Source organism: Pseudomonas sp. S1(2024) (assembly GCF_046557535.1).
The window spans coordinates 96,418-118,772 of sequence record NZ_JBKGFP010000007.1 but is presented as its reverse complement, the minus strand read 5'-3'; the positions used below and the strand labels follow the sequence as shown (position 1 = coordinate 118,772).

Annotated in this window: 20 protein-coding genes; 12 read left to right on the top strand and 8 right to left on the bottom strand. The window is 61.8% G+C overall.

The annotated features are described in order from the left end of the window. Positions 1-4 precede the first annotated feature (4 nt). The 3 genes from ACLCGK_RS05355 (at position 5) to ACLCGK_RS05345 (ending at position 3,369) form a co-directional block, all read left to right on the top strand. Entirely contained in the window at positions 5-997 is a 993-nt protein-coding gene (locus tag ACLCGK_RS05355) for an AraC family transcriptional regulator (RefSeq protein ID WP_410951445.1), read from the top strand. Positions 998-1,222: 225 nt separating this feature from the next. Continuing rightward, positions 1,223-2,266, top strand: a complete 1,044-nt coding sequence (locus tag ACLCGK_RS05350) for a histone deacetylase family protein (protein WP_410951444.1) — start codon at positions 1,223-1,225, stop codon at positions 2,264-2,266. Continuing rightward, the gene (locus ACLCGK_RS05345; protein WP_410951443.1) at positions 2,266-3,369 is read left to right on the top strand and encodes a polyamine ABC transporter substrate-binding protein; all 1,104 of its coding nucleotides are present in this window, start codon (positions 2,266-2,268) and stop codon (positions 3,367-3,369) included. Before ACLCGK_RS05350 ends, ACLCGK_RS05345 begins: the two co-directional genes overlap by 1 nt. Positions 3,370-3,501: 132 nt before the next feature. Here ACLCGK_RS05345 and ACLCGK_RS05340 read toward each other — a convergent pair whose 3' ends face one another. Continuing rightward, positions 3,502-5,046, bottom strand: coding sequence for a PLP-dependent aminotransferase family protein (locus ACLCGK_RS05340; RefSeq protein WP_410951442.1), 1,545 nt, complete (start codon positions 5,044-5,046; stop codon positions 3,502-3,504). Positions 5,047-5,136: 90 nt separating this feature from the next. Between ACLCGK_RS05340 and ACLCGK_RS05335 the strand changes: the two genes are divergently transcribed. Genes ACLCGK_RS05335 through ACLCGK_RS05325 form a run of 3 tightly spaced genes read left to right on the top strand, consistent with a single transcriptional unit; the run spans position 5,137 to position 6,904 of the window. Next, the gene (locus tag ACLCGK_RS05335; protein WP_410951441.1) at positions 5,137-5,766 is read left to right on the top strand and encodes an FMN-binding negative transcriptional regulator; all 630 of its coding nucleotides are present in this window, start codon (positions 5,137-5,139) and stop codon (positions 5,764-5,766) included. A gap of 11 nt (positions 5,767-5,777) precedes the next feature. After that, positions 5,778-6,224 (top strand): GNAT family N-acetyltransferase, encoded by a 447-nt coding sequence (locus tag ACLCGK_RS05330; protein WP_039612355.1) that lies wholly within the window; start codon positions 5,778-5,780, stop codon positions 6,222-6,224. Between the two features lie 8 nt (positions 6,225-6,232). Further along, positions 6,233-6,904 carry a GNAT family N-acetyltransferase gene (locus ACLCGK_RS05325; RefSeq protein WP_410951440.1) on the top strand — a complete coding sequence of 224 codons (672 nt, stop codon included), beginning with the start codon at positions 6,233-6,235 and terminating at the stop codon, positions 6,902-6,904. 147 nt (positions 6,905-7,051) lie between these two features. Here ACLCGK_RS05325 and ACLCGK_RS05320 read toward each other — a convergent pair whose 3' ends face one another. The 4 genes from ACLCGK_RS05320 to ACLCGK_RS05305 all read right to left on the bottom strand — a co-directional run bounded on the left by ACLCGK_RS05320 (position 7,052) and on the right by ACLCGK_RS05305 (position 12,074). Beyond that, positions 7,052-7,330, bottom strand: coding sequence for a helix-turn-helix domain-containing protein (locus ACLCGK_RS05320; protein ID WP_025341142.1), 279 nt, complete (start codon positions 7,328-7,330; stop codon positions 7,052-7,054). Further along, entirely contained in the window at positions 7,327-8,652 is a 1,326-nt protein-coding gene (locus ACLCGK_RS05315) for a type II toxin-antitoxin system HipA family toxin (protein WP_410951439.1), read from the bottom strand. The genes ACLCGK_RS05320 and ACLCGK_RS05315 overlap by 4 nt, the downstream gene beginning before the upstream one ends. Before the next feature lie 186 nt (positions 8,653-8,838). After that, on the bottom strand, positions 8,839-10,647 hold the full coding sequence (gene oadA / locus ACLCGK_RS05310; RefSeq protein WP_013974836.1) for a sodium-extruding oxaloacetate decarboxylase subunit alpha: 1,809 nt from the start codon (positions 10,645-10,647) through the stop codon (positions 8,839-8,841). An 11-nt stretch (positions 10,648-10,658) separates the two neighbouring features. After that, a complete protein-coding gene (locus ACLCGK_RS05305) occupies positions 10,659-12,074 on the bottom strand; it encodes an acetyl-CoA carboxylase biotin carboxylase subunit (protein WP_013974837.1) in 1,416 nt (471 codons plus the stop codon). A gap of 189 nt (positions 12,075-12,263) precedes the next feature. Here ACLCGK_RS05305 and ACLCGK_RS05300 point away from each other — a divergent pair, with 189 nt between their 5' ends. Further along, positions 12,264-13,226 (top strand): LysR family transcriptional regulator, encoded by a 963-nt coding sequence (locus ACLCGK_RS05300; protein ID WP_269806119.1) that lies wholly within the window; start codon positions 12,264-12,266, stop codon positions 13,224-13,226. Here the strand turns inward: ACLCGK_RS05300 and ACLCGK_RS05295 are convergent. Both ACLCGK_RS05295 and hexR read right to left on the bottom strand, forming a co-directional pair. Then, the gene (locus tag ACLCGK_RS05295) at positions 13,168-13,386 is read right to left on the bottom strand and encodes a PA3496 family putative envelope integrity protein (protein ID WP_080563834.1); all 219 of its coding nucleotides are present in this window, start codon (positions 13,384-13,386) and stop codon (positions 13,168-13,170) included. The genes ACLCGK_RS05300 and ACLCGK_RS05295 overlap by 59 nt on opposite strands. 215 nt (positions 13,387-13,601) lie before the next feature. Beyond that, complete coding sequence (hexR, locus tag ACLCGK_RS05290) at positions 13,602-14,468, bottom strand: transcriptional regulator HexR (RefSeq protein ID WP_011536461.1); 867 nt, start codon at positions 14,466-14,468, stop codon at positions 13,602-13,604. A gap of 103 nt (positions 14,469-14,571) precedes the next feature. On the opposite strand from hexR, the gene zwf reads away from it, so the two are divergent. The 5 genes from zwf to ACLCGK_RS05265 all read left to right on the top strand — a co-directional run bounded on the left by zwf (position 14,572) and on the right by ACLCGK_RS05265 (position 20,365). Then, complete coding sequence (gene zwf, locus ACLCGK_RS05285) at positions 14,572-16,014, top strand: glucose-6-phosphate dehydrogenase (RefSeq protein ID WP_410951438.1); 1,443 nt, start codon at positions 14,572-14,574, stop codon at positions 16,012-16,014. 87 nt (positions 16,015-16,101) lie between these two features. Beyond that, positions 16,102-16,416, top strand: coding sequence for a hypothetical protein (locus ACLCGK_RS05280; RefSeq protein ID WP_410951437.1), 315 nt, complete (start codon positions 16,102-16,104; stop codon positions 16,414-16,416). Positions 16,417-16,546: 130 nt separating this feature from the next. Continuing rightward, positions 16,547-18,733, top strand: a complete 2,187-nt coding sequence (gene uvrD, locus ACLCGK_RS05275; protein ID WP_322490641.1) for a DNA helicase II — start codon at positions 16,547-16,549, stop codon at positions 18,731-18,733. Between the two features lie 255 nt (positions 18,734-18,988). Beyond that, positions 18,989-19,843, top strand: a complete 855-nt coding sequence (locus ACLCGK_RS05270; protein WP_003260050.1) for a Tim44 domain-containing protein — start codon at positions 18,989-18,991, stop codon at positions 19,841-19,843. Between the two features lie 114 nt (positions 19,844-19,957). After that, positions 19,958-20,365 carry an SMI1/KNR4 family protein gene (locus tag ACLCGK_RS05265; protein ID WP_013974843.1) on the top strand — a complete coding sequence of 136 codons (408 nt, stop codon included), beginning with the start codon at positions 19,958-19,960 and terminating at the stop codon, positions 20,363-20,365. 211 nt (positions 20,366-20,576) lie between these two features. On the opposite strand, the gene ACLCGK_RS05260 is transcribed toward ACLCGK_RS05265, so the two are convergent. Next, the gene (locus tag ACLCGK_RS05260) at positions 20,577-22,337 is read right to left on the bottom strand and encodes a cation:proton antiporter (RefSeq protein WP_013974844.1); all 1,761 of its coding nucleotides are present in this window, start codon (positions 22,335-22,337) and stop codon (positions 20,577-20,579) included. Between the last annotated feature and the right edge of the window lie 18 nt (positions 22,338-22,355).

Sequence of the window (22,355 nt, the reverse complement as noted above, 5' to 3'; positions counted from 1 at the left end):
CAGCATGCTGCACAGCCACCTGACCACCCTCAACGCGGTTTCGCTGATCCTCAACGTCTTCCAGGCAGACGGTTGCGAGGCGTCGGCGCTGCTGGCCGGCAGCGGCATCGGCCCGGCAGACCTGGGCCATGCCGATGCGCGTATCACCACCCAGCAGGAACTGCAGGTGTGCGCCAACGCCGTTGCCCGACGCGAAGATATAGGCCTGGAGCTGGGCCAGCGCATGCATGTGTCGTGCTACGGCATGCTCGGTTACGCCCTGCTCTCCAGTGCCACTTTGGGTGACGCCTTGCGCCTGGCGCTGCAGTATCCGGCACTGCTGGGAACAGTCTTCAAGCTGCGTTTGCTCGACGACGGCCAGCGCGTCTGGTTCAGCGCCAGCGACTACCACGACAGCCCGACGCTGACCGCCTTCAACGCCGAGTTCTGCCTGGTGTCGCTTAAGGTCATCTGCGACGACCTGCTCGGCCGCCCGCTGCCCCTGCTGGCAGCCCGTTTCGAACACCCACGGCCCGGTTACCACGCACTCTATGCCGGGGCATTCCAGTGCCCGGTCGGTTTCGACGCCGAGGACAATGCCTTTGCCTTCGAACGGCGCTGGCTGGACACGCCACTGCCGCTGGCCGACCCGATTACCCACAAGGCCATGAGCGAACGCTGCCGACGCCTGAACCTGGAATTCACCGGCCGCCAGGCCTGGCTGGGGCGGATTCGCCAACTGCTGGCGCAGCAACTGGATGCAGCGCCCGGGCTGGAAGGGCTGGCGCGGCAGATGAACTGCTCATCGCGCACCCTGCGCCGGCATTTGCAGGCGTTGGGCAGCAGTTATCAACAGCTGCTGGATGAACTGAGGTTCGAGCGGGCCAAGCAGTTGCTGGCTGATGAGCAGATGCCGATCTATCGGATTGCCGAGTGCCTGGGGTTCAGCGAGACCGCCAGTTTTCGGCATGCCTTCCAGCGTTGGAGTGGCGTCGCGCCCAGTCACTTCCGCGGTTGAGCTGTACCGGCCTCTTCGCGGGCTTGCCCGCTCCCACAGGATCTGCACAACTCCCCAGTGTTGTGGGATACCTGTGGGAGCGGGCGCGCCCGCGAAGAGGCCGGTACAGGAAAAGCGGGCCAAAGAGCTTGGCCATATCGATCCCCTTTTGGCCACTTGCGTCGTTCTCCCCCACTGGCCCGCCCATGAGAATGGGCCCACGCCAGTACCCACCGGAGAACAACAATGCTGACGATCTATTCCGATGACCACCGCCTGCACCACGGCCGCTGCGAGCTGATCGACGGCAAGCTGATGCCCTGTTTCGAAATGCCGTCACGCGCCGACCATGTGCTTGATCAGGTGAAAAAGCGCAACCTTGGCGACATCCAGAGCCCCACCGACTATGGCCGTGCACCGTTGCTGCGTATCCACAGTGCCGACTACCTGGACTTCTTCGAAGGCGCCTGGGCGCGCTGGGCCGCACTGGGCCAGGAAGGCGACTTGCTGCCGTTCACCTGGCCCGCACGCACCCTGCGCCAGGTAAAACCCACCGGCCTGCACGGTGAGCTGGGCTACTACAGCTTCGATGCCGGCGCACCGATCACCGCCGGTACCTGGCAGGCCGCCTACAGCGCCGCCCAGGTCGCCCTCACCGCCCAGGCGGCGATCCAGCAAGGCGCCCATTCCGCCTTCGCCCTGTGCCGCCCGCCAGGGCACCATGCCGCCGGCGAAGTCATGGGCGGCTATTGCTACCTGAACAACGCCGCCATCGCCGCCCAGGCCTTCCTCGATCAGGGCCGGCGCAAGGTCGCCATCCTCGACGTCGACTACCACCACGGCAACGGCACCCAGGACATCTTCTACAACCGCAACGATGTGTTCTTCGCCTCGATCCATGGCGACCCGCGCGACGAGTTCCCGTTCTTCCTCGGCCATGCCGATGAAACCGGCGAGGGTGCCGGTGAAGGCTGCAACATCAACTACCCACTGCCGGCCGGCAGCGACTGGGCCGCCTGGAGCAACGCGCTGGAGGACGCCTGCCAGCGCATCGCCGCCTATGACGCCGATGTGCTGGTGATCTCGCTGGGCGTGGATACCTTCAAGGACGACCCGATCTCGCAGTTCAAGCTGGACAGCCCGGACTACCTGGAAATGGGCAAGCGCATCGCCCAGCTCGGCAAGCCGACCCTGTTCGTGATGGAAGGCGGCTACGCTGTGGAAGAAATCGGTATCAACGCGGTCAATGTGCTGGAAGGCTTCCAGCACGCCCAGCCAGGAGCCCGATAATGGTTCGACTCAAGCGTCTGCTCGCCCCGTTCATCGCCGCTACCCTGTTCGCCGGTGCCCTGCACGCCCAGGCCGAACAGCGCACCCTGCGGGTGTACAACTGGTTCGACTACATCACGCCACAAACCCTCACCGAGTTCCAGAAAGACAGCGGGGTGAAGCTGGTCTACGACATCTTCGACACCAACGAGGCGCTGGAAGCCAAGCTGCTGACCGGCAACTCCGGGTATGACGTGGTAGTGCCGTCCAACGTGTTCCTCGCCAAGCAGATCGAAGCGGGAGTGTTCCAGCCACTGGACCGCAGCAAGCTGCCGAACTGGCAACACCTGGACCCGGCGCTGATGAAGCTGATCGAGGCCAACGACCCCGGCAACAAATTTGCCGTGCCTTACATGTACGGCACCGTGCTGATCGGCTTCAACCCGGCCAAGGTCAAGGCTGCGCTCGGCGACAACGCCCCGGTGGACAGCTGGGACCTTATCTTCAAGGAAGAGAACATCGCCAAGCTCAAGCAGTGCGGCGTGGCCCTGCTCGACTCGCCGTCGGAGATCATGCCGCTGGCGTTGCAGTACCTGGGCTTGCCACCGAACAGCGACAAACCGGCTGATTACAAGAAAGCCGAAGCGCTGATGCTGAAGATCCGCCCGCACATCACCTACTTCCATTCCTCGAAATACATGGCCGACATCGCCAACGGCGATATCTGCGTGGCAGTGGGCTACAGCGGCAGCTTCTCGCAGGCAGCCAACCGCGCCCGCGAGGCGAAGAATGGCGTGGTGGTGGACATGCGCCTGCCCAAGGAAGGTGCACCGATCTGGTTCGACATGCTGGCGATTCCGAAGAATGCGACCAACCCGGAAGATGCCCACGCGTTCATCAACTACTTACTGCGGCCTGAGGTAATTGCGCCTATCAGCGACTTTGTCGGGTACCCGAACCCGAACAAGGATGCGACCGACAAGGTCGACCCGGCGATTCGCAACAACCCCAACCTGTATCCGACAGCGGAGGCGATGGCCAAGCTGTATACCCTCAAGCCCTTGGCGCGGGATGCCGAGCGGGCTCGGACCAGGGCCTGGACGCGGATCAAGTCCGGCACCTGATTTAGAGCCGGGGGCTGCTTTGCAACCCAATCGCCGGCAAGCCAGCTCCCACAGGTACTGCATCTGCCTCGAAAGCAGTGGAGGTCCTGTGGGAGCTGGCTTGCCGGCGATTGGGCCGCCCAGCGGCCCTATTCACTTCCTCCAGGCCTTGCGCAAGCGCATCAAAGCCTCGGCAATCTCCCCCTCCGGCACCGCTGCAAACCCCAGAACCAGCCCTGCGCGCTTATCCACAGGCTGCTCGCTGTCCGCCAGCCAGAAATTGCTCAGCGGCGTCACCTCCACCCCCACCGCTTCAGCCTTGGCCACCAGCTCCTGCTCCCGCGCAAAGTTATCCACATCGACCTTCACATGCAGCCCGGCCGCCACCTCCGGCATGCCGCCCAAACCCGGAATATCCACAGGCCAGCCAGCCTTCAGCACATTGCGCCGGCTCAACGCTGCCTTGCGCATGCGCCGGATATGCCGCTGGAAGTGCCCCCTGGCCATGAACTCAGCCATAACGCACTGGCTACTGACCTCCGAATGCCGCACCGCCAGCGCCCTGCCCTGGCTGAACGCCTGCGCCAGTTGCGGCGGCAGTACCAGGTAGCCCAGGCGCAACGCTGGAAAGGCGATCTTGCCGAAGGTACCGACGTACAGTACCCGCCCATGCCGGTCGAGCGCCGCAAGCGGGGCCAAGGGCGCACCGCTGTAGCGATACTCGCCGTCGTAGTCGTCTTCGATGATCCAGCCTTCGCTGCGCTCGGCCCAGGCCAGCAGTTCCAGGCGTCGCGCCAGGCTCATGGTCACCCCGGTCGGGTACTGGTGGGCTGGCGTGACATAGGCCAGCCGGCAATCCGTCAGTTGCCCAAGCCGGCGACAGTCCATGCCGTCCTCGTCCACCGGCACGCCACATAACCTGCCACCGGCCAGCGCAAAGGCATGCCCGGCTGCGCGGTAACCCGGGTTTTCCACAGCCACACCGTCGCCCGGCTGCAACAGCAACTGTGCACAAAGGCTGATGGCCTGCTGTGCACCACTGGTGATCACAATTTGTTCAGCGGTACAACTCAGCCCACGCGAGCGACGCAGGTAGGCCGCGATCAGTTCGCGCAACAGCGGCTCACCTGCCGGGTCACCATAACCCAACTGCGCCGGAGCCGGGTTGCGCCAGAAACCCGCCTGCAGCTTGGCCCAGACGTCGAACGGGAACAGGTCGAACGCCGGAATACCGACGCGAAAAGCCCGCGGTGCATCGCTTATTGGGGGCGGCAGATGGTTACTTTTCAGGCGCTGCAAAGGCTCGCTGGAACAGCGTTTGCTGGATAAATCCTCAGTATTTTCTGAAAGGGATGTGGATAAGTCTGTTGATAACCCACGGGATAACCCTGTGGATACTTTTGTGGATAGTTTTGCACTGGAGAGCTTCGGTAACTGGCTCACATAGGTGCCGTCGCCTACCCGGCTTTCGATGTAGCCCTCGGCATATAGCTGGTCATAGGCCCGCACCACACTGTTGCGTGACAGCGCCAGCATAGCGGCCAGATCACGAGTGGCCGGTAGCCGTGTGCCACTGCTCAGGCGCCCGTCCAGCACCCGCGCACGTAGCGCCTGGTACAGCTGCTGGCTGAGCCCGCGGCGGCGATCGAGGTCGATCCCGGCAGGGTCGAAAGGCAACACGAGGGGGCGCTCGTTCATGGCATTGGACCTATAAAAACAGCTGTTAATGGCTCTTACTATGAACCAATAGCCTGCCTAGGATGGAGCCATCGCACAAGGAAACCGAGCATGTACAACAGCAAACCCCATCAGGAACACGACCTCGGGCGCCTGCACCAGCACATGCTCGACACCCGTCTGGCCATCCTGGTCAGCCAGGGCGAACAAGGCCTGCTGGCCACGCACCTGCCAGTGCTGGTCGATATTGCCGAAGGCGAATTCGGCACCGTCTATGCCCACCTGGCGCGGGCCAACCCCCAATGGCACGACCTGAGGCAAGGCGGCGAAGCCCTGCTGGTGTTCCCCGGCGCCGATGCCTATGTCAGCCCCGGTTACTACCCGAGCAAGGCCGACAACCCCAAGGTGGTGCCAACCTGGAACTACTTGGCCGTGCACGCCTATGGCCCAGCCGAAGTGATCCACGAAGCCGAACCCTTGCTGGCCATTGTCAGCCGACTGACCGAGCGCCACGAACAAGGCCGCGGCGAACCGTGGAAAGTCACCGACGCCCCGCGTGATTACCTCGATGGCATGCTCCGCGCCATCGTCGGTGTTCGCTTGCCCATCACCCGCCTGCAAGGCGCGCGCAAGCTAAGCCAGAACCGCTCTGAGCAAGACATTGCCGGCGTGCGTAAAGGCCTTAGCACCAGCCCTGATTACCTGGATAACCAACTCGCGGCGCATATGCGCCAACTCTGAAGGAATAGCCCATGTCCAGCGTTACCCTGCGTCCTGTCACCACCCAAGACCATGCTGCCTGGCTCGCCCTGTGGCAGGCCTACTTGCACTTCTATGAATCCGAATTGGCCGATGAGGTCAGCCTCAGCACCTGGCAACGCCTGCTCGACCCAAACGAACCGACCCATTCAGCCTTGGCCTGGGTCGATGGCAAGGCGGTGGGCATGGTCAACTTCATCTACCATCGTTCCAACTGGAGCATTGGCAACGCCTGCTACCTGCAGGACCTGTACGTGGACAGCGGGCAGCGCGGCCTGGGCATCGGCCGCCAGCTGATCGAGCACGTCTACGCCCAAGCCAAGACCGACAACTGCATCAAGGTGTACTGGGTGACCCATGAGACCAACGCCACCGCCATCAGCCTGTACCAACAGGTTGCCGAGCGCTCGGGCTTCATCCAATTCCGCAAAGAGTTCTAAGGCCGAACATGACCGACGCATTGAACTGGAAACCCGCCGCAGTCCCACAGGCCGAGCCTATCGACGGCCGTTTCATCCGCCTCGAAAAGCTTGACCCAGCGCGACATGGCGACGACCTCTGGGAGGTGTTGCAAGGCCCGGCTGCCGATCCGGTACTGTGGGACTACTTACCCTATGGCCCATTTGCCGAGCGTGCCGCCTTCGACTGTTGGCTGGAAGGCAACGCCGCCGGCCGCGACCCGCTGTTCTACACCGTCATCGACCGCACCAGCGGCCAGGCCCAGGGCATCCTGAGCCTGATGTCGATCGTGCCCGACCACGGCCGCATCGAAATCGGCCACATCGCCTTCGGCGCTGCCATGCAGCGTACGCCCAAGGGCACCGAGGCGGTGTATTTGCTGGGCAAGCTGGGCTTCGAGCTGGGCAACCGCCGGCTGGAGTGGAAGTGCAACAACGCCAACGCCCGCTCCAGGCGCGCGGCGGAGCGGTTTGGCTTTGTGTTCGAGGGGGTTTTCCGCAAGCACCTGGTGGTGAAGGATCACAATCGGGATACGGCGTGGTACTCGATAACCGATGATGAGTGGCCGACGGTGGCTGCCGGGTTCGAGCGGTGGTTGAGCGAGGAAAACCAGAAGCCCGAGGGGCAGGTGCAGACCTTGGAGGCATGCCGCCAAGGTTGAGAATTGCACTGGGCCAACCGGCCTCTTCGCGGGCTTGCCCGCTCCCACAGGTTTTCCACAAGTCTTGAGACTGGTGGTGTACCTGTGGGAGCGGGCAAGCCCGCGAAGAGGCCGGCAAGCCCAACACAGACCTGATGTTGGGCGCGCTCAGATCACCTTCCGCTGACGCCTGACAACCCCCATTTGCAAACCAAAAGGACGAAACACGGCATTCATTGATTTGAGTGTCGGGTTTCCTTCCCCTTGCTCGATCTGAATAAGCGTGCGCAGTGAAATCTTGCACATCCTGGCAAACTGAGCCTGTTGCAGATTGGCCACCGTGACCCGCAAATGCCTCACTCCAGCACCGAGTTCCCAAGTGCCATCGGCGATGCCTCGTTGAACATCGTCGATTACCTGGGCACGTTGTTCGGGCGTAAGCGTCATAGCAATTTCCACTCTTTCATTCGTTGCTCAAGCAGCCTCAAGTGGACCGCTGGATGATTCATGACGGCATCAGGCAAGCCCGCAGCACTGAGCAGATCAGGTAAAGCCAACAGGCGTGCGGCATCCTGCCGTAACCGGTCAAAGGCCAGCTGCGGGTCGATCAGATCGGCAAGGCTGGTGCATGCTGCCCACCAGTCGATGTCGCCAGCACGCTCTATGTCCGCCGCCCATTTGGTAGTCCGTGTAATACCTTCCGCGTCCAGCACCATCGGCGCCAGATCATAAATGGGCGCCAACCTGACGGAGTTGGCCCCACGGATGACCGCCATGTTCCGCCCATGATTGTCGGCATTACCCACAACCTTGTTGATAAGGTCGCGGCGCAGGTAGTCGGCAATCAGGTCATAGATCTGTTGGTCTTGCCCGGCTTGTGTCCAAAGCGCCGCCAGGTTCCTCAGCACTTCCCCATGGTCCATCCGGCTACCGGGCTGGGTGATGCCTGACAACGAGTAGATGGACTCGACCGCTAGCCGTTGCACACCGTGCGGGCTGATCTCGCGGTCAAAGCGGCGCATCCACAGGCTGGGCTTTGTACCCTCCTCCAACGCCATGTCGTTCGTCGCCACAGTCTCCACGCCCAAGGCTTGCAATGCGCGGTAGTACAGATATTCAGCCCGCAAGATATCCTGGTCGTTGTTCAGGGCCTGATTGCGGGCGAACTTGATGAACCAGTGCCGGCAGGCTTGCCCATCATCGAGTGCAGCATCGGGATAGAGAAGACCGTCATGGTCCTCCGTCATCAGTAGCTTGGGTGCCTCACCGCCCGCGCCCGTAGCCCCACCGATGGCAGCACCTTGCTCGTAGGCGTACTCAAGAAAACGTTGATCGCGAGAGATCACATCCTGCCTGGCAAAGCCCATTGGCTCACGTGTGTCCAGATAGTTCATGGATTCCTTGATGCGCATGTTTCCTACTGGCGCCGGTGTACTCCTTGCCAAAAGAAACATGTCATCACTGACACCGTCGGGCTTTGCCTGGCCGATGTGCGCCATGAGGAAGCGCTTGGCCGCACCGGATGGCGCAATGTCATGAACGAACGCAGGGGCAGCAGGGAGCATGAAGCTGTCGAAGTCTACCGGTAGCCGGGCACTGACCGCCTTGGCGGCAAAGCTCTGGTAGGCATCAAGGTTGTCTCTGACATAGGACGCTTCATAGGCGACGGCGCACGGCCCATGAAAGCCTTGTTCTGGCCGCAAGAACGTCAACGTCATAGCGTCCTGCCAAATGCCGTCTGCAAAGACCTGAAGGGTTAGCGGGTACATGTGTGACCTGCTGCAGCTGTTAAGACAATCTGCAATATAGTGCATTAACCTTTTCAGTAAGCACATAGAGTATGCACTTTACTGCACATACATTATACCAACCCCAGGCCTGAATGCATTTTAATGCATAAAAAAAGGGGAGCATCCGCTCCCCAGAGGTAAACCGCTTGTAGATTAGGGCTTATCTCAGCCCTCGATCTCGATCAGGATCTCGCCCGGTGTCACGCGGTCGCCCTTGGCCACGTGGATGGCCACGACCTTGCCAGCGATACCCGCCTGCACTTCGGTCTCCATCTTCATGGCTTCGGTGATCAGCACGGCCTGGCCGGTCTTGACCATGTCGCCTTCCTTGACCAGCACATCGACGATGTTGCCTGGCATGGTGGTGCTGACGTGGCCCGGGGCGCTGGCCTGCTTGCGCTTGCTGCTGCCGCCACCGACGAATTCGTTGAGCGGCTCGAACACCACTTCTTCCGGCATGCCGTCGATCGACAGGTAGAAGTGGCGCTTGCCTTCGGCCTTCACGCCCACACCGGTGATGTCGACGCGGTAGGTTTCGCCGTGCACGTCGATGACGAACTCGGTCGGTACGCCTTCACCGCTATGGGACGCCACTGCGCCCGCTTCTGGAATTGGCAACAGGACTTCAGGGGTCAGGGTGCCGGCTTCGCGTTCTTCGAGGAACTTGCGGCCAATGTCCGGGAACATGGCGAAAGTCAGCACGTCTTCTTCGCAACGGGCCAGGGCGCCGATATCGGCACGCAGCTTGGCCATTTCCGGCTTCAGCAGGTCGGCCGGGCGCACGTCGATCACTTCTTCGCTGCCGATCGCCTGACGGCGCAGCTGCTCGTTGACCACGCCCGGAGCCTTGCCGTAACCGCCTTGCAGGTACAGCTTCACCTCGTTGGTGATGGTCTTGTAGCGCTCGCCGGCCAGCACGTTGAAGAACGCCTGGGTACCGACGATCTGCGAGGTCGGGGTTACCAGCGGTGGGAAGCCGAGGTCTTCACGCACGCGCGGGATCTCAGCCAGCACTTCGTTCATGCGGTTGAGGGCGCCCTGCTCCTTGAGCTGGTTGGCCAGGTTGGAAATCATGCCGCCCGGTACCTGGTTGACCTGCACGCGAGTGTCCACGGCGGTGAACTCGCTTTCGAACTGGTGGTACTTCTTGCGTACGGCATAGAAGTACAGGCCGATTTCCTGCAGCAGCTCCAGGTCCAGGCCAGTGTCGAATTCGCTGCCCTTGAGCGCGGCAACCATCGACTCGGTACCTGGGTGGCTGGTGCCCCAGGCGAAGCTGGAGATGGCGGTGTCGATGTGATCGGCGCCGTTTTCCACAGCCTTCAGCTGGCACATTGCGGCCAGGCCGGCAGTGTCGTGGGAGTGGATGAACACCGGCAGCGACTGCTCGGCTTTCAGCGCCTTGACCAGTTCGCCGGTGGCGAACGGGGTCAGCAGGCCGGCCATGTCCTTGATCGCGATCGAGTCGCAACCCATGGCTTCCATCTGCTTGGCCTGGTTCACGAAGGCTTCGATGGTGTGCACCGGGCTGGTGGTGTAGGCGATGGTGCCCTGAGCGTGCTTGCCGGCAGCCTTGACCGCTTCAATGGCCACGCGCAGGTTACGCACGTCGTTCATGGCATCGAAGATACGGAATACGTCGATACCGTTGACCGCGGCCTTGGCGACGAACGCCTTGACCACGTCGTCGCTGTAGTGGCGGTAGCCCAGCAGGTTCTGGCCGCGCAGCAGCATTTGCAGGCGGGTGTTGGGCAGCGCTGCGCGCAGCTTGCGCAGGCGCTCCCACGGGTCTTCCTTGAGGAAGCGCACGCAGGCGTCGAAGGTGGCGCCACCCCAGACTTCCAGCGACCAGTAGCCGACCTTGTCGAGCTTATCGCAGATCGGCAGCATGTCTTCGGTACGCATGCGGGTGGCCAGCAGGGACTGGTGGGCGTCGCGCAGGATCGTGTCGGTTACGTGAATTTTCTTGGACATTATGGGGTTCCTCACAGGCCTGCGTGGGCGGCGATGGCGGCGGCGATGGCCAGGGCCAGCTCTTCGGGTTTGCGCTTGATCGAGTAATTGGTCAGTTCCGGGTGGCTTTCGACGAAGCTGGTGTTGAACTGGCCGCTACGGAATTCCGGATTGCGCAGGATTTCCTGGTAGTACGCGGCGGTGGTCTTCACCCCTTGCACGCGCATGTCGTCCAGGGCCCGCAGGCCGCGGTCCATGGCTTCTTCCCAGGTCAACGCCCACACCACCAGTTTCAGGCACATGGAGTCGTAGAACGGCGGGATGGTGTAGCCGGTGTAGATCGCCGTGTCGGTACGCACGCCTGGGCCGCCGGGTGCGTAGTAACGGGTGATCTTGCCGAAGCTGGGCAGGAAGTTGTTCTTCGGATCTTCGGCGTTGATGCGGAACTGCAACGCGTAACCGCGGTGCTGGATGTCTTCCTGCTTGACCGACAGCGGCAGGCCCGAGGCAATGCGGATCTGCTCACGGACGATGTCGATACCGGTGATTTCCTCGGTGATGGTGTGTTCCACCTGCACCCGGGTGTTCATTTCCATGAAGTACACCTCGCCATCGGCGAGCAGGAACTCCACGGTACCGGCGTTCTCGTAGTTCACCGCCTTGGCCGCACGCACCGCCAGGTCGCCGATGTAGGCGCGCTGTTCGGGGGTGAGCTGAGGGCTCGGGGCGATTTCGATGAGTTTCTGGTTGCGGCGCTGGATCGAGCAGTCGCGCTCGAACAGGTGCACGACGTTGCCAAAGCTGTCACCGAGGATCTGCGCCTCGATGTGCTTGGGGTTGACGATGCACTTTTCCAGGAACACTTCCGCAGAACCAAAGGCCTTGGTAGCCTCGGAGATGACGCGGGGGAAATTCTGTTCCAGTTCTTCACGGCTGTTGCAACGGCGAATACCACGGCCGCCACCACCAGAGGTGGCCTTGAGCATGACCGGGTAACCGATGCGGTCACCTTCGCTCAGGGCTTCGTGTATATCGGCAACGTTGCCTTCTGTACCCGGGGTTACCGGCACACCAGCGGCGATCATGGTGCGACGCGCTTCGGTCTTGTCGCCCATGCGGCGGATGACCTCGGCGGCCGGGCCGATGAACTTGATCCCGCGCTCGGCGCAAATCTCTGCCAGTTCAGCATTTTCCGACAGGAAACCATAACCTGGGTGCAGGGCATCACAGCCGGTTTCCACAGCCAGGTTCACCAGCTTGCGCGGGTTCAGGTAACCGGCCAGCGGCTCGGCACCAATGCTGTGGGCTTCATCGGCGCGCTTGACGTGCAACGCATGGCGGTCGGCGTCGGAATAGATCGCCACCGAGCGAATGCCCATTTCGGCGCACGCACGCACGATCCGAACTGCAATTTCACCTCGGTTGGCGATCAGGATTTTTTTTATCACTGGAGTCTTCCCAAAGCCGTAGGAACAGTCGAGCCGGTTCTCCCGGTCGGCGCGTGACCAGACGTTGCTGGCCAGTCGCACATTCACCCTAGCGCTGTAGGTTGATAAACAAAAATCAATATTTGTTAGGGGCTGTATTAGCAAAAGCTTATAGTGCGGTAACAAGGTGTTGCCGAAGGGCGGATAAAAATGCGTAAGTCCTTGATGCGTATGACTTTGCGTCAATTGCAGATCTTCAACGAGGTATGCGATTTGCGTTCGTACAGCCGTGCGGCGGAAGAGATGGCGCTTACGCAACCCGCCGTTAGTCTACAGATCCGTCAGCTCGAAGAGCTGATCGGTCAGCCGCTGTTCGAGTACGTGGGCAAGAAGCTTTACCTGACCGAAGCTGCCGAGGCCCTGCAACGCGCCAGCCGCGATATCTTCGGGCGCCTGGAGAGCCTGGACATGCAGCTTTCGGACATGCAGGGCTCATTGCAGGGGCAGTTGAAACTGGCGATCGAGTCCAGTGCCAAGTACTTCGTGCCACACCTGTTCGCGGCCTTCAAGCAGCGTCACCCGGAGGTCAACCTGACCCTGACGGTGGTCAATCGCGCCCAGGCCATCCGCCGCCTGTCGGACAACCGCGACGACCTGATCATCATGTCCATGGTGCCGCAGGACATGGGCCTGGATTTTCTGCCGTTCCTCAACAACCCGATTGTCGCGGTGGCACCGCCCGAGCACCCGCTGTGCAAACTGGAGCAACTGCGCCTGCAGGACCTGGAGCCTCATACCCTGCTGGTCCGCGAACAGGGTTCGGGCACGCGCAAGGCTTGCGAGGAATACTTCAAGGACAAGCGCGTGCATTTCACCCAGACCCTGGAGGTGGCCTCGGCCGACGCCCAGCGCGAGTGCGTAATTGCCGGGCTGGGCATTGCCATGCTTACCCGCCATGCGGTCAACCTGGAGCTGGCTACCGGTGTATTGAGGGAGCTGCCGGTGGAAGAACTGCCGCTGTACCGCAGCTGGTGCGTGGTGCAGTCCAAGGCCAAACGGCAGTCGCCGGTGGCCTTGGCCTTTCTGGCATTCATCCGCAGCGAACGTGCGCTGATCAGCGCGCTGGTTGAGCGTTTTTCGGGGAAGCTGCTGCCGACGCCTGCCAGACCGTGAGCTCTTGCAGTTCGGGGTAGTCCACTAGTTCGCGGAGCAGTTGACGTTGGTCGCAATAGCTTTCGATCGCGCGGCGGTATTCCATGCGGCGCTGATCCTTTTCCTGCTGCTTGCGAGCCTTGGCGCTGGGTTGGTACGTACCGTCGAAGTCACGAGCCATTGCCTGTCTCCCAGATAGGATGCGGGAGTTTCAGACTGGCTTGAGTGGTTTACGGTTTGGCTGTGGAATGGTGACAAAACAGTGAATTTTTGCTGCCTGTGCTGGCCCTATCGCCGGCAAGCCAGCTCCCACAGGTACTCCACAGGACTCGAGGCCTGTGGTGACTGTGTGGGAGCCCGGCTTGCCGGCGATAGGGCCAGCACAGGCAATGCAGATCAGTCGTCGGTAGCCTTGATCGACTTGGGCGACAAGCGCAGGCTGCGCAAGCTGCGCTTCACGCTCTTCAGGTGGTTGACCAGGCTCGGCCCGCGCGCCATGGCCACGCCCATGGCCAGCACGTCGATCACCACCAGGTGGGCGATACGAGAGGTCAGCGGGGTGTAGATTTCGGTGTCTTCATGCACATCGATCGCCAGGTTTACCGTCGATAGCTCCGCCAGCGGTGTCTGGCTTGGGCACAGGGTAATCAGGTTGGCGCCGCTCTCACGGACCAGGTTGGCGGTAATCAGCAGGTCCTTGGAGCGGCCCGACTGGGAAATGCATACCGCCACATCACCCGGCTTCAGGGTCACCGCCGACATCGCCTGCATGTGCGGGTCGGAATAGGCTGCCGCGCTGAGCAACAGACGGAAGAATTTGTGCTGAGCATCGGCCGCCACCGCACCGGAGGCACCAAAGCCATAGAACTCCACACGCTGCGCCTGGGCCATGGCAGTCACCGCCTGCTGCAGCGCTTGTGGGTCGAGGTGCTCGCGCACTTCCATCAGGGTGTGCAGCGTGGTGTCGAAGATCTTCAGGCTGTAGTCGGCGACCGAGTCGTCTTCATGGATGGCGAACTGGCCGAAACTCGCCCCCGCAGCCAGGCTCTGCGCCAGCTTCAGCTTCAGGTCCTGGAAGCCCGAGCAACCGATCGCGCGGCAGAAACGCACGATGGTCGGTTCGCTGATACCCACGCTGTGCGCCAGATCGGCCATGGAGCTGTGCATGACGGCAGCCGGGTCGAGCAGCACGTGGTCGGCTACCTTGAGTTCCGATTTGCGCAGCAGGTGGCGCGATTGGGCGATATGTTGCAACAGATTCACAGGCTGGACTCGGTTATGATCGGCTGGCCGGGTTGTAGCTTTCTTGTAGTTATACTACATGGACGCCAACCCGCCCAGTTAAACGAACGTGGAGAGTGGTGGTTTGACTATTCCTTGCGACATTCTGGTCTTCGGCGGCACCGGCGATCTGGCCCTGCACAAATTGCTTCCGGCGCTCTACCACCTGTTTCGCGAGGCCCGTCTAAACAACGCCGTGCGGATCATCGCGCTGGCACGACGCAACTTGCCACGTAACGATTATCTCAAGCTCGCCGAACGCCATTGCCGGGCACAGATTGCCCGCAACGACTTCGACGAAGAGGTCTGGCAGCGGTTTTCCGCACGGGTCGACTATTTCGCCATGGATGCTTCGCAAAGCGCCGACTTCGGTCGCCTGGCGCGCTACCTGGGCGAACCCGGCGGCTTGACGCGCATCTTCTACCTGGCCACCGCCCCCAATCTGTTCGTGCCGATTGCCAAGCACCTGCATAACGCCGGCCTGGCAGACACTGAGGCGCGCATCGTGCTGGAAAAGCCGATCGGCCACTCGCTGGAATCGGCTACCGCCATCAACGAAGCGATTGGCGCAGTGCTGGAGGAAAACCAGGTATTTCGCATCGACCACTACCTGGGCAAGGAAACCGTGCAGAACCTCATGGCCCTGCGTTTTGCCAACGCCCTGCTGGAGCCGGTGTGGCGCAACAACCAGGTTGATCACGTGCAGATCAGCGTTTGCGAGACCCTGGGTGTAGAGAACCGTGGTGCCTACTACGACCGCGCCGGGGCGACCCGCGACATGTTGCAGAACCACCTGCTTCAGCTGCTATGCCTGGTGGCCATGGAGCCCCCCGCGCAGTTCGAGGCCGAAGCGGTGCGTGACGAGAAAGTGAAGATCCTGCGAGCCCTCAAGCCCATCACTGGCCAGGACGTGCAGGACAAGACCGTACGCGGCCAGTATGGCGCCGGGCGCATCGGCGGCCAGGAAGTGCCGGCTTATTACTTCGAAAAGGACGTCGACAACGACAGCGACACCGAAACCTTCATCGCCATCGAGGCGCACATCGACAATTGGCGCTGGGCGGGCGTGCCCTTCTACCTGCGAACCGGCAAGCGCATGGCACGGCGCTCATCGCAGATCGTCATCCAGTTCAAGCCGGTGCCCCACGAGCTTTTCAATGGTGGCCAGGTCAACCAGCTGCTGATTCAGCTGCAACCGGACGAACGCATCAGCCTGCGAATGATGACCAAGAGCCCAGGCAAGGGCATGCGCCTGGAACCTGTGGACCTGGACCTGAACCTGGCCCAGGTGTTCAGCCAGACCCGCCGCTGGGACGCCTACGAGCGCCTGCTGCTGGATGTGCTGGAGGGCGACTCGACGCTGTTCATGCGCCGCGATGAAGTGGAAGCGGCCTGGGCCTGGATCGACCCGATCATCAAGGGCTGTGAAGAGCACTTCCAGGCGCCGCGACCGTACCCGGCAGGCTGTAATGGGCCAGAGCAAGCCAACAGCCTGCTCGCCAGGCACGGCAGGCACTGGCATAGCTGAAGCACTGCCCTGCTCCCCTGGCAGGCCAAAGGGCAGAAAGTAGCCCAGCGCACTGGCGCTACTTTCAACCCGAGACAGGAGCAGACAATGGCCATTATCACCAACCTCGTTGCAATCAACGACATCGCTCACGGCAAGCAGGTTTTCAGGGTTCACGGCACCGTTACGGTCGCCTCCCCGGCCATCGAACCGGTGCTGGTCGAACCCAAGCTGCGCCACAGGGGTGGCTGGGAAGTGCTTGAGCTTCAACTTCTGGATAGCGGCGCAATCACTCCGCAGGTGCTGACGGAAAAAACCGTGGCTTTCGAGCGTGCAGGCGGCACTGGCTGGAAAACCGTGGAGATCATTCATACAGATGGTTCGCAGCGCTGCGAAATTCGTACCATCGAGGCGATTGACTGAGCCGCTGCCGGCCAGGTCGCCCGAGCGGTGGCCTGGCACCTTCCATCGGCTCGATGAACGGGCATGTGGCAGGTGAATATTTATACAGTAGAGGTTTGCCCCATTTCCTGCCGCGCCCTAGAATGGCCCGATGCGCACAGACGACCTCTCCCTCCTGCTGAATTCCCTCAACGATGCCCAACGCCAGGCCGTAGCGGCCACGCTAGGGCGTCAACTGGTGCTTGCTGGCGCCGGTTCCGGTAAAACCCGCGTGCTGGTGCACCGCATTGCCTGGCTGATCCAGGTGGAGCAGGCATCGCCGCACTCGATCCTGTCGGTGACCTTCACCAACAAGGCCGCGGCAGAAATGCGCCAGCGTATCGAGCAACTGCTGGGTATCAACCCGGCGGGCATGTGGGTCGGCACCTTCCACGGCCTGGCCCATCGCCTGCTGCGGGCCCATTGGCAGGAAGCGAGGCTGGTGCAGAACTTCCAGATCCTCGACAGCGACGACCAGCAGCGCCTGATCAAGCGGGTGATGCGCGAGTTGGGCCTGGACGAGCAGAAATGGCCGGCACGCCAGGCCCAGTGGTTCATCAACGGGCAAAAGGACGAAGGCCTGCGTCCACAGCATATCCAGGCCGGGGGCGACCTGTTCCTGTCGACCATGCGCGACGTCTATACCGCCTATGAGCAGGCCTGCGAGCGCGCCGGGGTCATCGACTTCTCCGAGCTGCTGCTGCGCGCCCTGGACTTGTGGCGCGACCACCCGGGCCTGCTGGAGCACTACCAGCGGCGCTTCCGCCACGTGCTGGTGGACGAGTTCCAGGATACCAACGCCGTGCAGTACGCCTGGCTGCGCCTGCTGGCGCGCGGCGGTGACAGCCTGATGGCGGTGGGCGATGACGACCAGTCGATCTACGGCTGGCGCGGTGCCAAGATCGAGAACATTCACCAGTACACTGCCGACTTCCCCGACGCCGAGATGATCCGCCTGGAGCAGAACTACCGCTCCACCGGTGGCATCCTCAAGGCGGCGAACGCGCTGATCGCCAACAACAGCGGGCGCCTGGGCAAAGAGCTGTGGACCGACATGGGTGAAGGCGAACCGCTGACCCTGTATGCGGCCTACAACGAGCACGACGAAGCGCGCTACGTGGTGGAAACCATCGAGAGCCTGGTCAAGAAGGGCAATGCGCGCAACGAGATCGCCATACTGTACCGTTCCAACGCCCAGTCGCGGGTGCTGGAAGAAGCCCTGCTGCGCGAACGCATCCCCTACCGCATCTACGGTGGCCAGCGCTTCTTCGAGCGCGCCGAAATCAAGAACGCCATGGCTTACCTGCGGCTGATCGAAGGCCGTGGCAACGATGCAGCCCTGGAGCGGGTGATCAACGTGCCGCCACGTGGCATTGGCGAAAAAACCGTCGAAGCCATCCGCGAGCACGCCCGCCACAGCCAGGTGTCGATGTGGGAGGCCATGTGCCAGCTGCTCGCCGCCAAAGCCCTGAAAGGCCGCGCGGCCAGTGCCCTGGGTGCGTTCATCGAGCTGATCGAGGGGTTGGCGGCCAAGGTCGTGGACATGCCACTGCATACCATGACCCAGACCACCATCGAGCAGTCCGGGCTGATCATCTACCACCAGGAAGAAAAGGGTGAGAAGGGCCAGGCACGGGTAGAAAACCTTGAGGAACTGGTCAGCGCAGCGCGCAACTTCGAGTCTACCGACGAAGACGCCGACCTCTCGCCTCTCTCGGCATTCCTTGGCCACGCCTCGCTCGAAGCAGGCGATACACAGGCCGACGAGCATGAAGACAGCGTCCAGTTGATGACCTTGCACAGTGCCAAGGGCCTGGAGTTTCCGTATGTGTTCCTGGTGGGCATGGAAGAAGGCCTGTTCCCGCACAAGATGAGCCTGGAAGAGCCTGGCCGCCTGGAAGAGGAACGCCGCCTGGCTTATGTGGGTATCACCCGCGCCATGCGCCAGCTGGTCATGACCTACGCCGAAACGCGTCGCCTGTATGGCAGCGAGACCTACAACAAGGTGTCACGTTTCGTACGCGAAATTCCGGCAGGCCTGGTTCAGGAAGTGCGCCTGTCCAACAGCGTCAGCCGACCGTTCGGCGGGGCCAAGACGGCCACGAACAGCAACCTGTTCGCCAATGCCAGCATTCCGCAGACCGCGTTCAACCTTGGCCAACGTGTGCAGCACGCGGTGTTTGGCGAGGGTGTGATCCTCAACTTCGAGGGCTCCGGCGCCCAGGCGCGTGTGCAGGTGAATTTTGCCGAAGGGAGCAAGTGGCTGATGCTGGGGTATGCCAAGCTCGAGGCCATCTGAAAGCCTGCGCGGTCCCTTGTAGGAGCGGCCTTGTGTCGCGATAGGGCCGCAAAGCGGCCCCACAATCATGGCGTTGACGCTGATATCTTAGGGCTGCTTCGCAGCCCTTTCGCGACACAAGGCCGCCCCTACAGGTCCGTCATAAGCACCTTGTAACATTCAGGCAAAAGCTCGAAACATTATGTCGCTGGTCATGTGCCCGGGAACCTGTGCACCATGACGCGCGTGCAATCCACAACAGGGGATATCCCACTTATGCAACGTTTTCTTAGCATCGCTCTGGCGCTCTGCGTCGGCCTGACGCTGAGCCTGGATGCCAACGCCAAGCGTTTTGGCGGCGGCAAGAGCTCGGGCTCCGCGCCTATTCACCAGACCCGCCAGGCCACGCCAACCACGCCTGCCGCCGCGCCGACCGCACCTGGCCGTGCCGCTCCGGCCGCCAGCGGTGCTTCGCGCTGGCTGGGCCCTCTGGCCGGCCTCGCCGCCGGTGGCCTGCTGGCTTCCATGTTCATGGGCGACGGTTTCGAAGGCTTCCAGATCATGGACTTCCTGATCGTGGCGCTCATCGCCTTCCTGGTGTTCCGCTTCATCGCCGCGCGCCGTCGCCAGCAGCAGCCGCAAATGGCCATGCCGGGCCATGCGCCGATGCAGCGTGAAACTCACGCGCAGCCTGCCCAGCCGTCGATCTTCGGTGGTTCGGCCGCACCTGCTGCCGCAGCCGCCCCGGTGATCAACGCCCCGGCCTGGTTCAACGAGCAGAACTTCCTGGCTGCTGCCCGTAACCACTTCCAGGCGCTGCAGCAGCACTGGGACGCCAACGAGATGGACAAGATCGCCGAGTTCGTCACCCCGCAGATGCTCGAGTTCCTCAAGCGCGAGCGCGCCGAACTGGGTGATGGCTTCCAGTCCACCTACATCGACAACCTCGAGGTGCAGCTGGACGGTGTCGACGACCGCGCCGACCGTACCGACGCCACCCTGACCTTCCGTGGCGTGTCGAAAAACTCGCGCTTCGACCAGGGCGAAGTGTTCAGCGAAAGCTGGCACATGGTTCGCGCCCAGGGCGAAAACCAGCCTTGGCTGGTGGCCGGTATCCGTCAAAACGGCTAACCGCTGCGTGCTGCACAAAAAACCCCGGGCCTGTCCCGGGGTTTTTGCTTTTGCCAGAGTGGCCTACTAGGGTATAACGCGCAGCGTTGTCATCTAGGTCAGAGGAAGTGAACCGTGGAAGAAGTGATCGAACAACTCCGTGAAGCCAACGAGCCAGTGCCGGTGCCCCTTGAGCTTCCCGACGAGGACCTGCTGGTCGAAATCGAAGAAGAGCTGTTCATTAACATTCCGTTCGTGTTCAAAGAGTTCCTGCTGACCGTCAGTGACGTGGTGTATGGCTCACTGGAGCCGGTGACCGTTACCGACCCACAGTCACATACCTACCTGCCCGACGTCGCCGCCAACGCCTGGGATGCCGGCGTGCCACGTGACCTGATTCCACTGTGCCAGGACGGCGACAACTACTACTGCGTCGAAGAGGATGGCACCGTGGTGCTGTGGGATGCCGAAGAGGAAATCGTCGGTGAAGACAGCTGGGAATCGGTGTGGCACTGGGCGCGGGATGTCTGGCTGGAGAGCTGATCTCTATTCCATTGCCCAGGCCCTAATTGATTTAGCAGGGTCCTGTGGGAGCGTCGCGCTTACGAATTGAGTTCTCCGATCTGAGACAGAGAATTATGGCCTAGTGCCATCTATACAGTTAAAATCGCCAGGCTTTCTGCGCATGGCGACATCGCTACCGCTCCATCCCCTCGGACGACGGTGAAATCTTGCGCAGGGAGCATTGCCCTCTTCAGTGCGTATTCTCGCGGCTGTTCTCCAGCGTCTCCAGCAAGGCAATCTGCATGCGCGTATGCACGCGGATAAACCAGCGCCACAGCAAGGCCACCACCACCGCAGCCACCACGGCAATCACCAACAGCAGTTCGCTGGTGGGCAGAATGCTCGCCGACAGCGCCGACAGCAGCAGGAAAATCACCAGCAGCGACAACAACGGGATCACCTCGGCAATAACTCGGCGCACGCGCTGAGTATGCCGTCCGGCCGTTTCCGGTTTGACGCCCATCTCTGCCAGCAGCATCGACAGCGCCTTGAGCTTTCGATAGGCGGCAATCAGGAATGGCAGCGACAGCAATAGCGCTGCGCCCCAGATCAGCGCTTTCTGTTGGCTGGTATCGCTGACCCACTCGCTGAGCCAGTTGCCGATCCGCTCGGCGAAATAGCCACCACTGAAGAAGATGGCGATCACCAGCGCCAGGTTCACCCCAACCTGCAACAGGATGCGCCGGATCATCGCCGCGAGCATGGCGCTCTCGCCTTGCGGCTGGATGCTCCGCAACCATTCGCCATACAACGACAACACCCGCGCCAGGCGGCTGGGCACCACCTTGCCCAGCTTGAGCGACAGCGGGTCGGCGGCACGGATCAGGTAGGGTGTCAGCAGCGTCGTGATTGCCGATACCGCCACAGCCACCGGGTAGAGGAAGTCGCTGGTCACCTGCAGAGTCATGCCCAGCGCGGCGATGATGAAGGAAAACTCGCCAATCTGCGAAAGCCCCATGCCCACCCGCAGCGATGTGCGCCCGTCATTTCCGGCAATGAAGGCGCCCATGCCACACGACAACATCTTGCCCAACACCACCGCCAGGGTAATGACCACGATTGGCCAGGCGTAGTCGATCAGCACCTGGGGGTCGATCATCAGGCCGATGGCGACGAAGAAGATGGCGCTGAACAGGTCGCGTACCGGTTCGATCAGGCTCTCGATCTTCAGCAACTGGCGCGATTCGGCCATGATCGCGCCAATCAGGAAGGCGCCAAGCACCATGCTGTACTCGAGCTTCACCACCAGCAGGCAGAAGCCGAAGCACAGGCCCAATACGGTTATCAGCAGCATCTCGTTGCTTTCGAACTTGGCCACGTAGGCCAGCAGGCGCGGCACCAGCAGGATGCCGATGACCAGCGCGACGATCATGAACAGCGACAGCTTGCCGACAGTGGAGAACACCTCGCCCGAGCTGACCGTGCCGCTGACGGCGATGCCCGACAGCAGGGCGATGATGCCGATACCGAGGATGTCCTCGACGATCAGCACGCCGAATATCAGCTGGGCGAAACGCTCGTTCTTCATCTTCAGGTCGTTGAGCGCCTTGACGATGATGGTGGTCGAGGAAATCGCCAGGATGGCGCCGAGGAACAGCGAATCCATGGTGTTCCAGCCGAACCAGCGGCCGATCTCGAAGCCGATCCAGATCATCAGCACGATTTCCAGGAACGCCGCGATGAACGCCGTGGCGCCTACCTTGAACAGCTTGCGCAGGCTGAATTCGAGCCCCAGGCAGAACATCAGGAAGATCACCCCCAGCTCGGCGAGGGTCTTGATGGTGTCTTCATCGTGGATCAGGCCGAACGGTGGGGTGTGCGGGCCGATGATGAAGCCGGCGACGATGTAGCCCAGCACCACAGGCTGCTTGAGGCGGTGAAAGAGAATGGTGACCACGCCAGCAACCAGCATGATGACTGCCAGGTCCTGGATGAAGCTGATGGCATGCATGGCGTGATACTCCTTTTC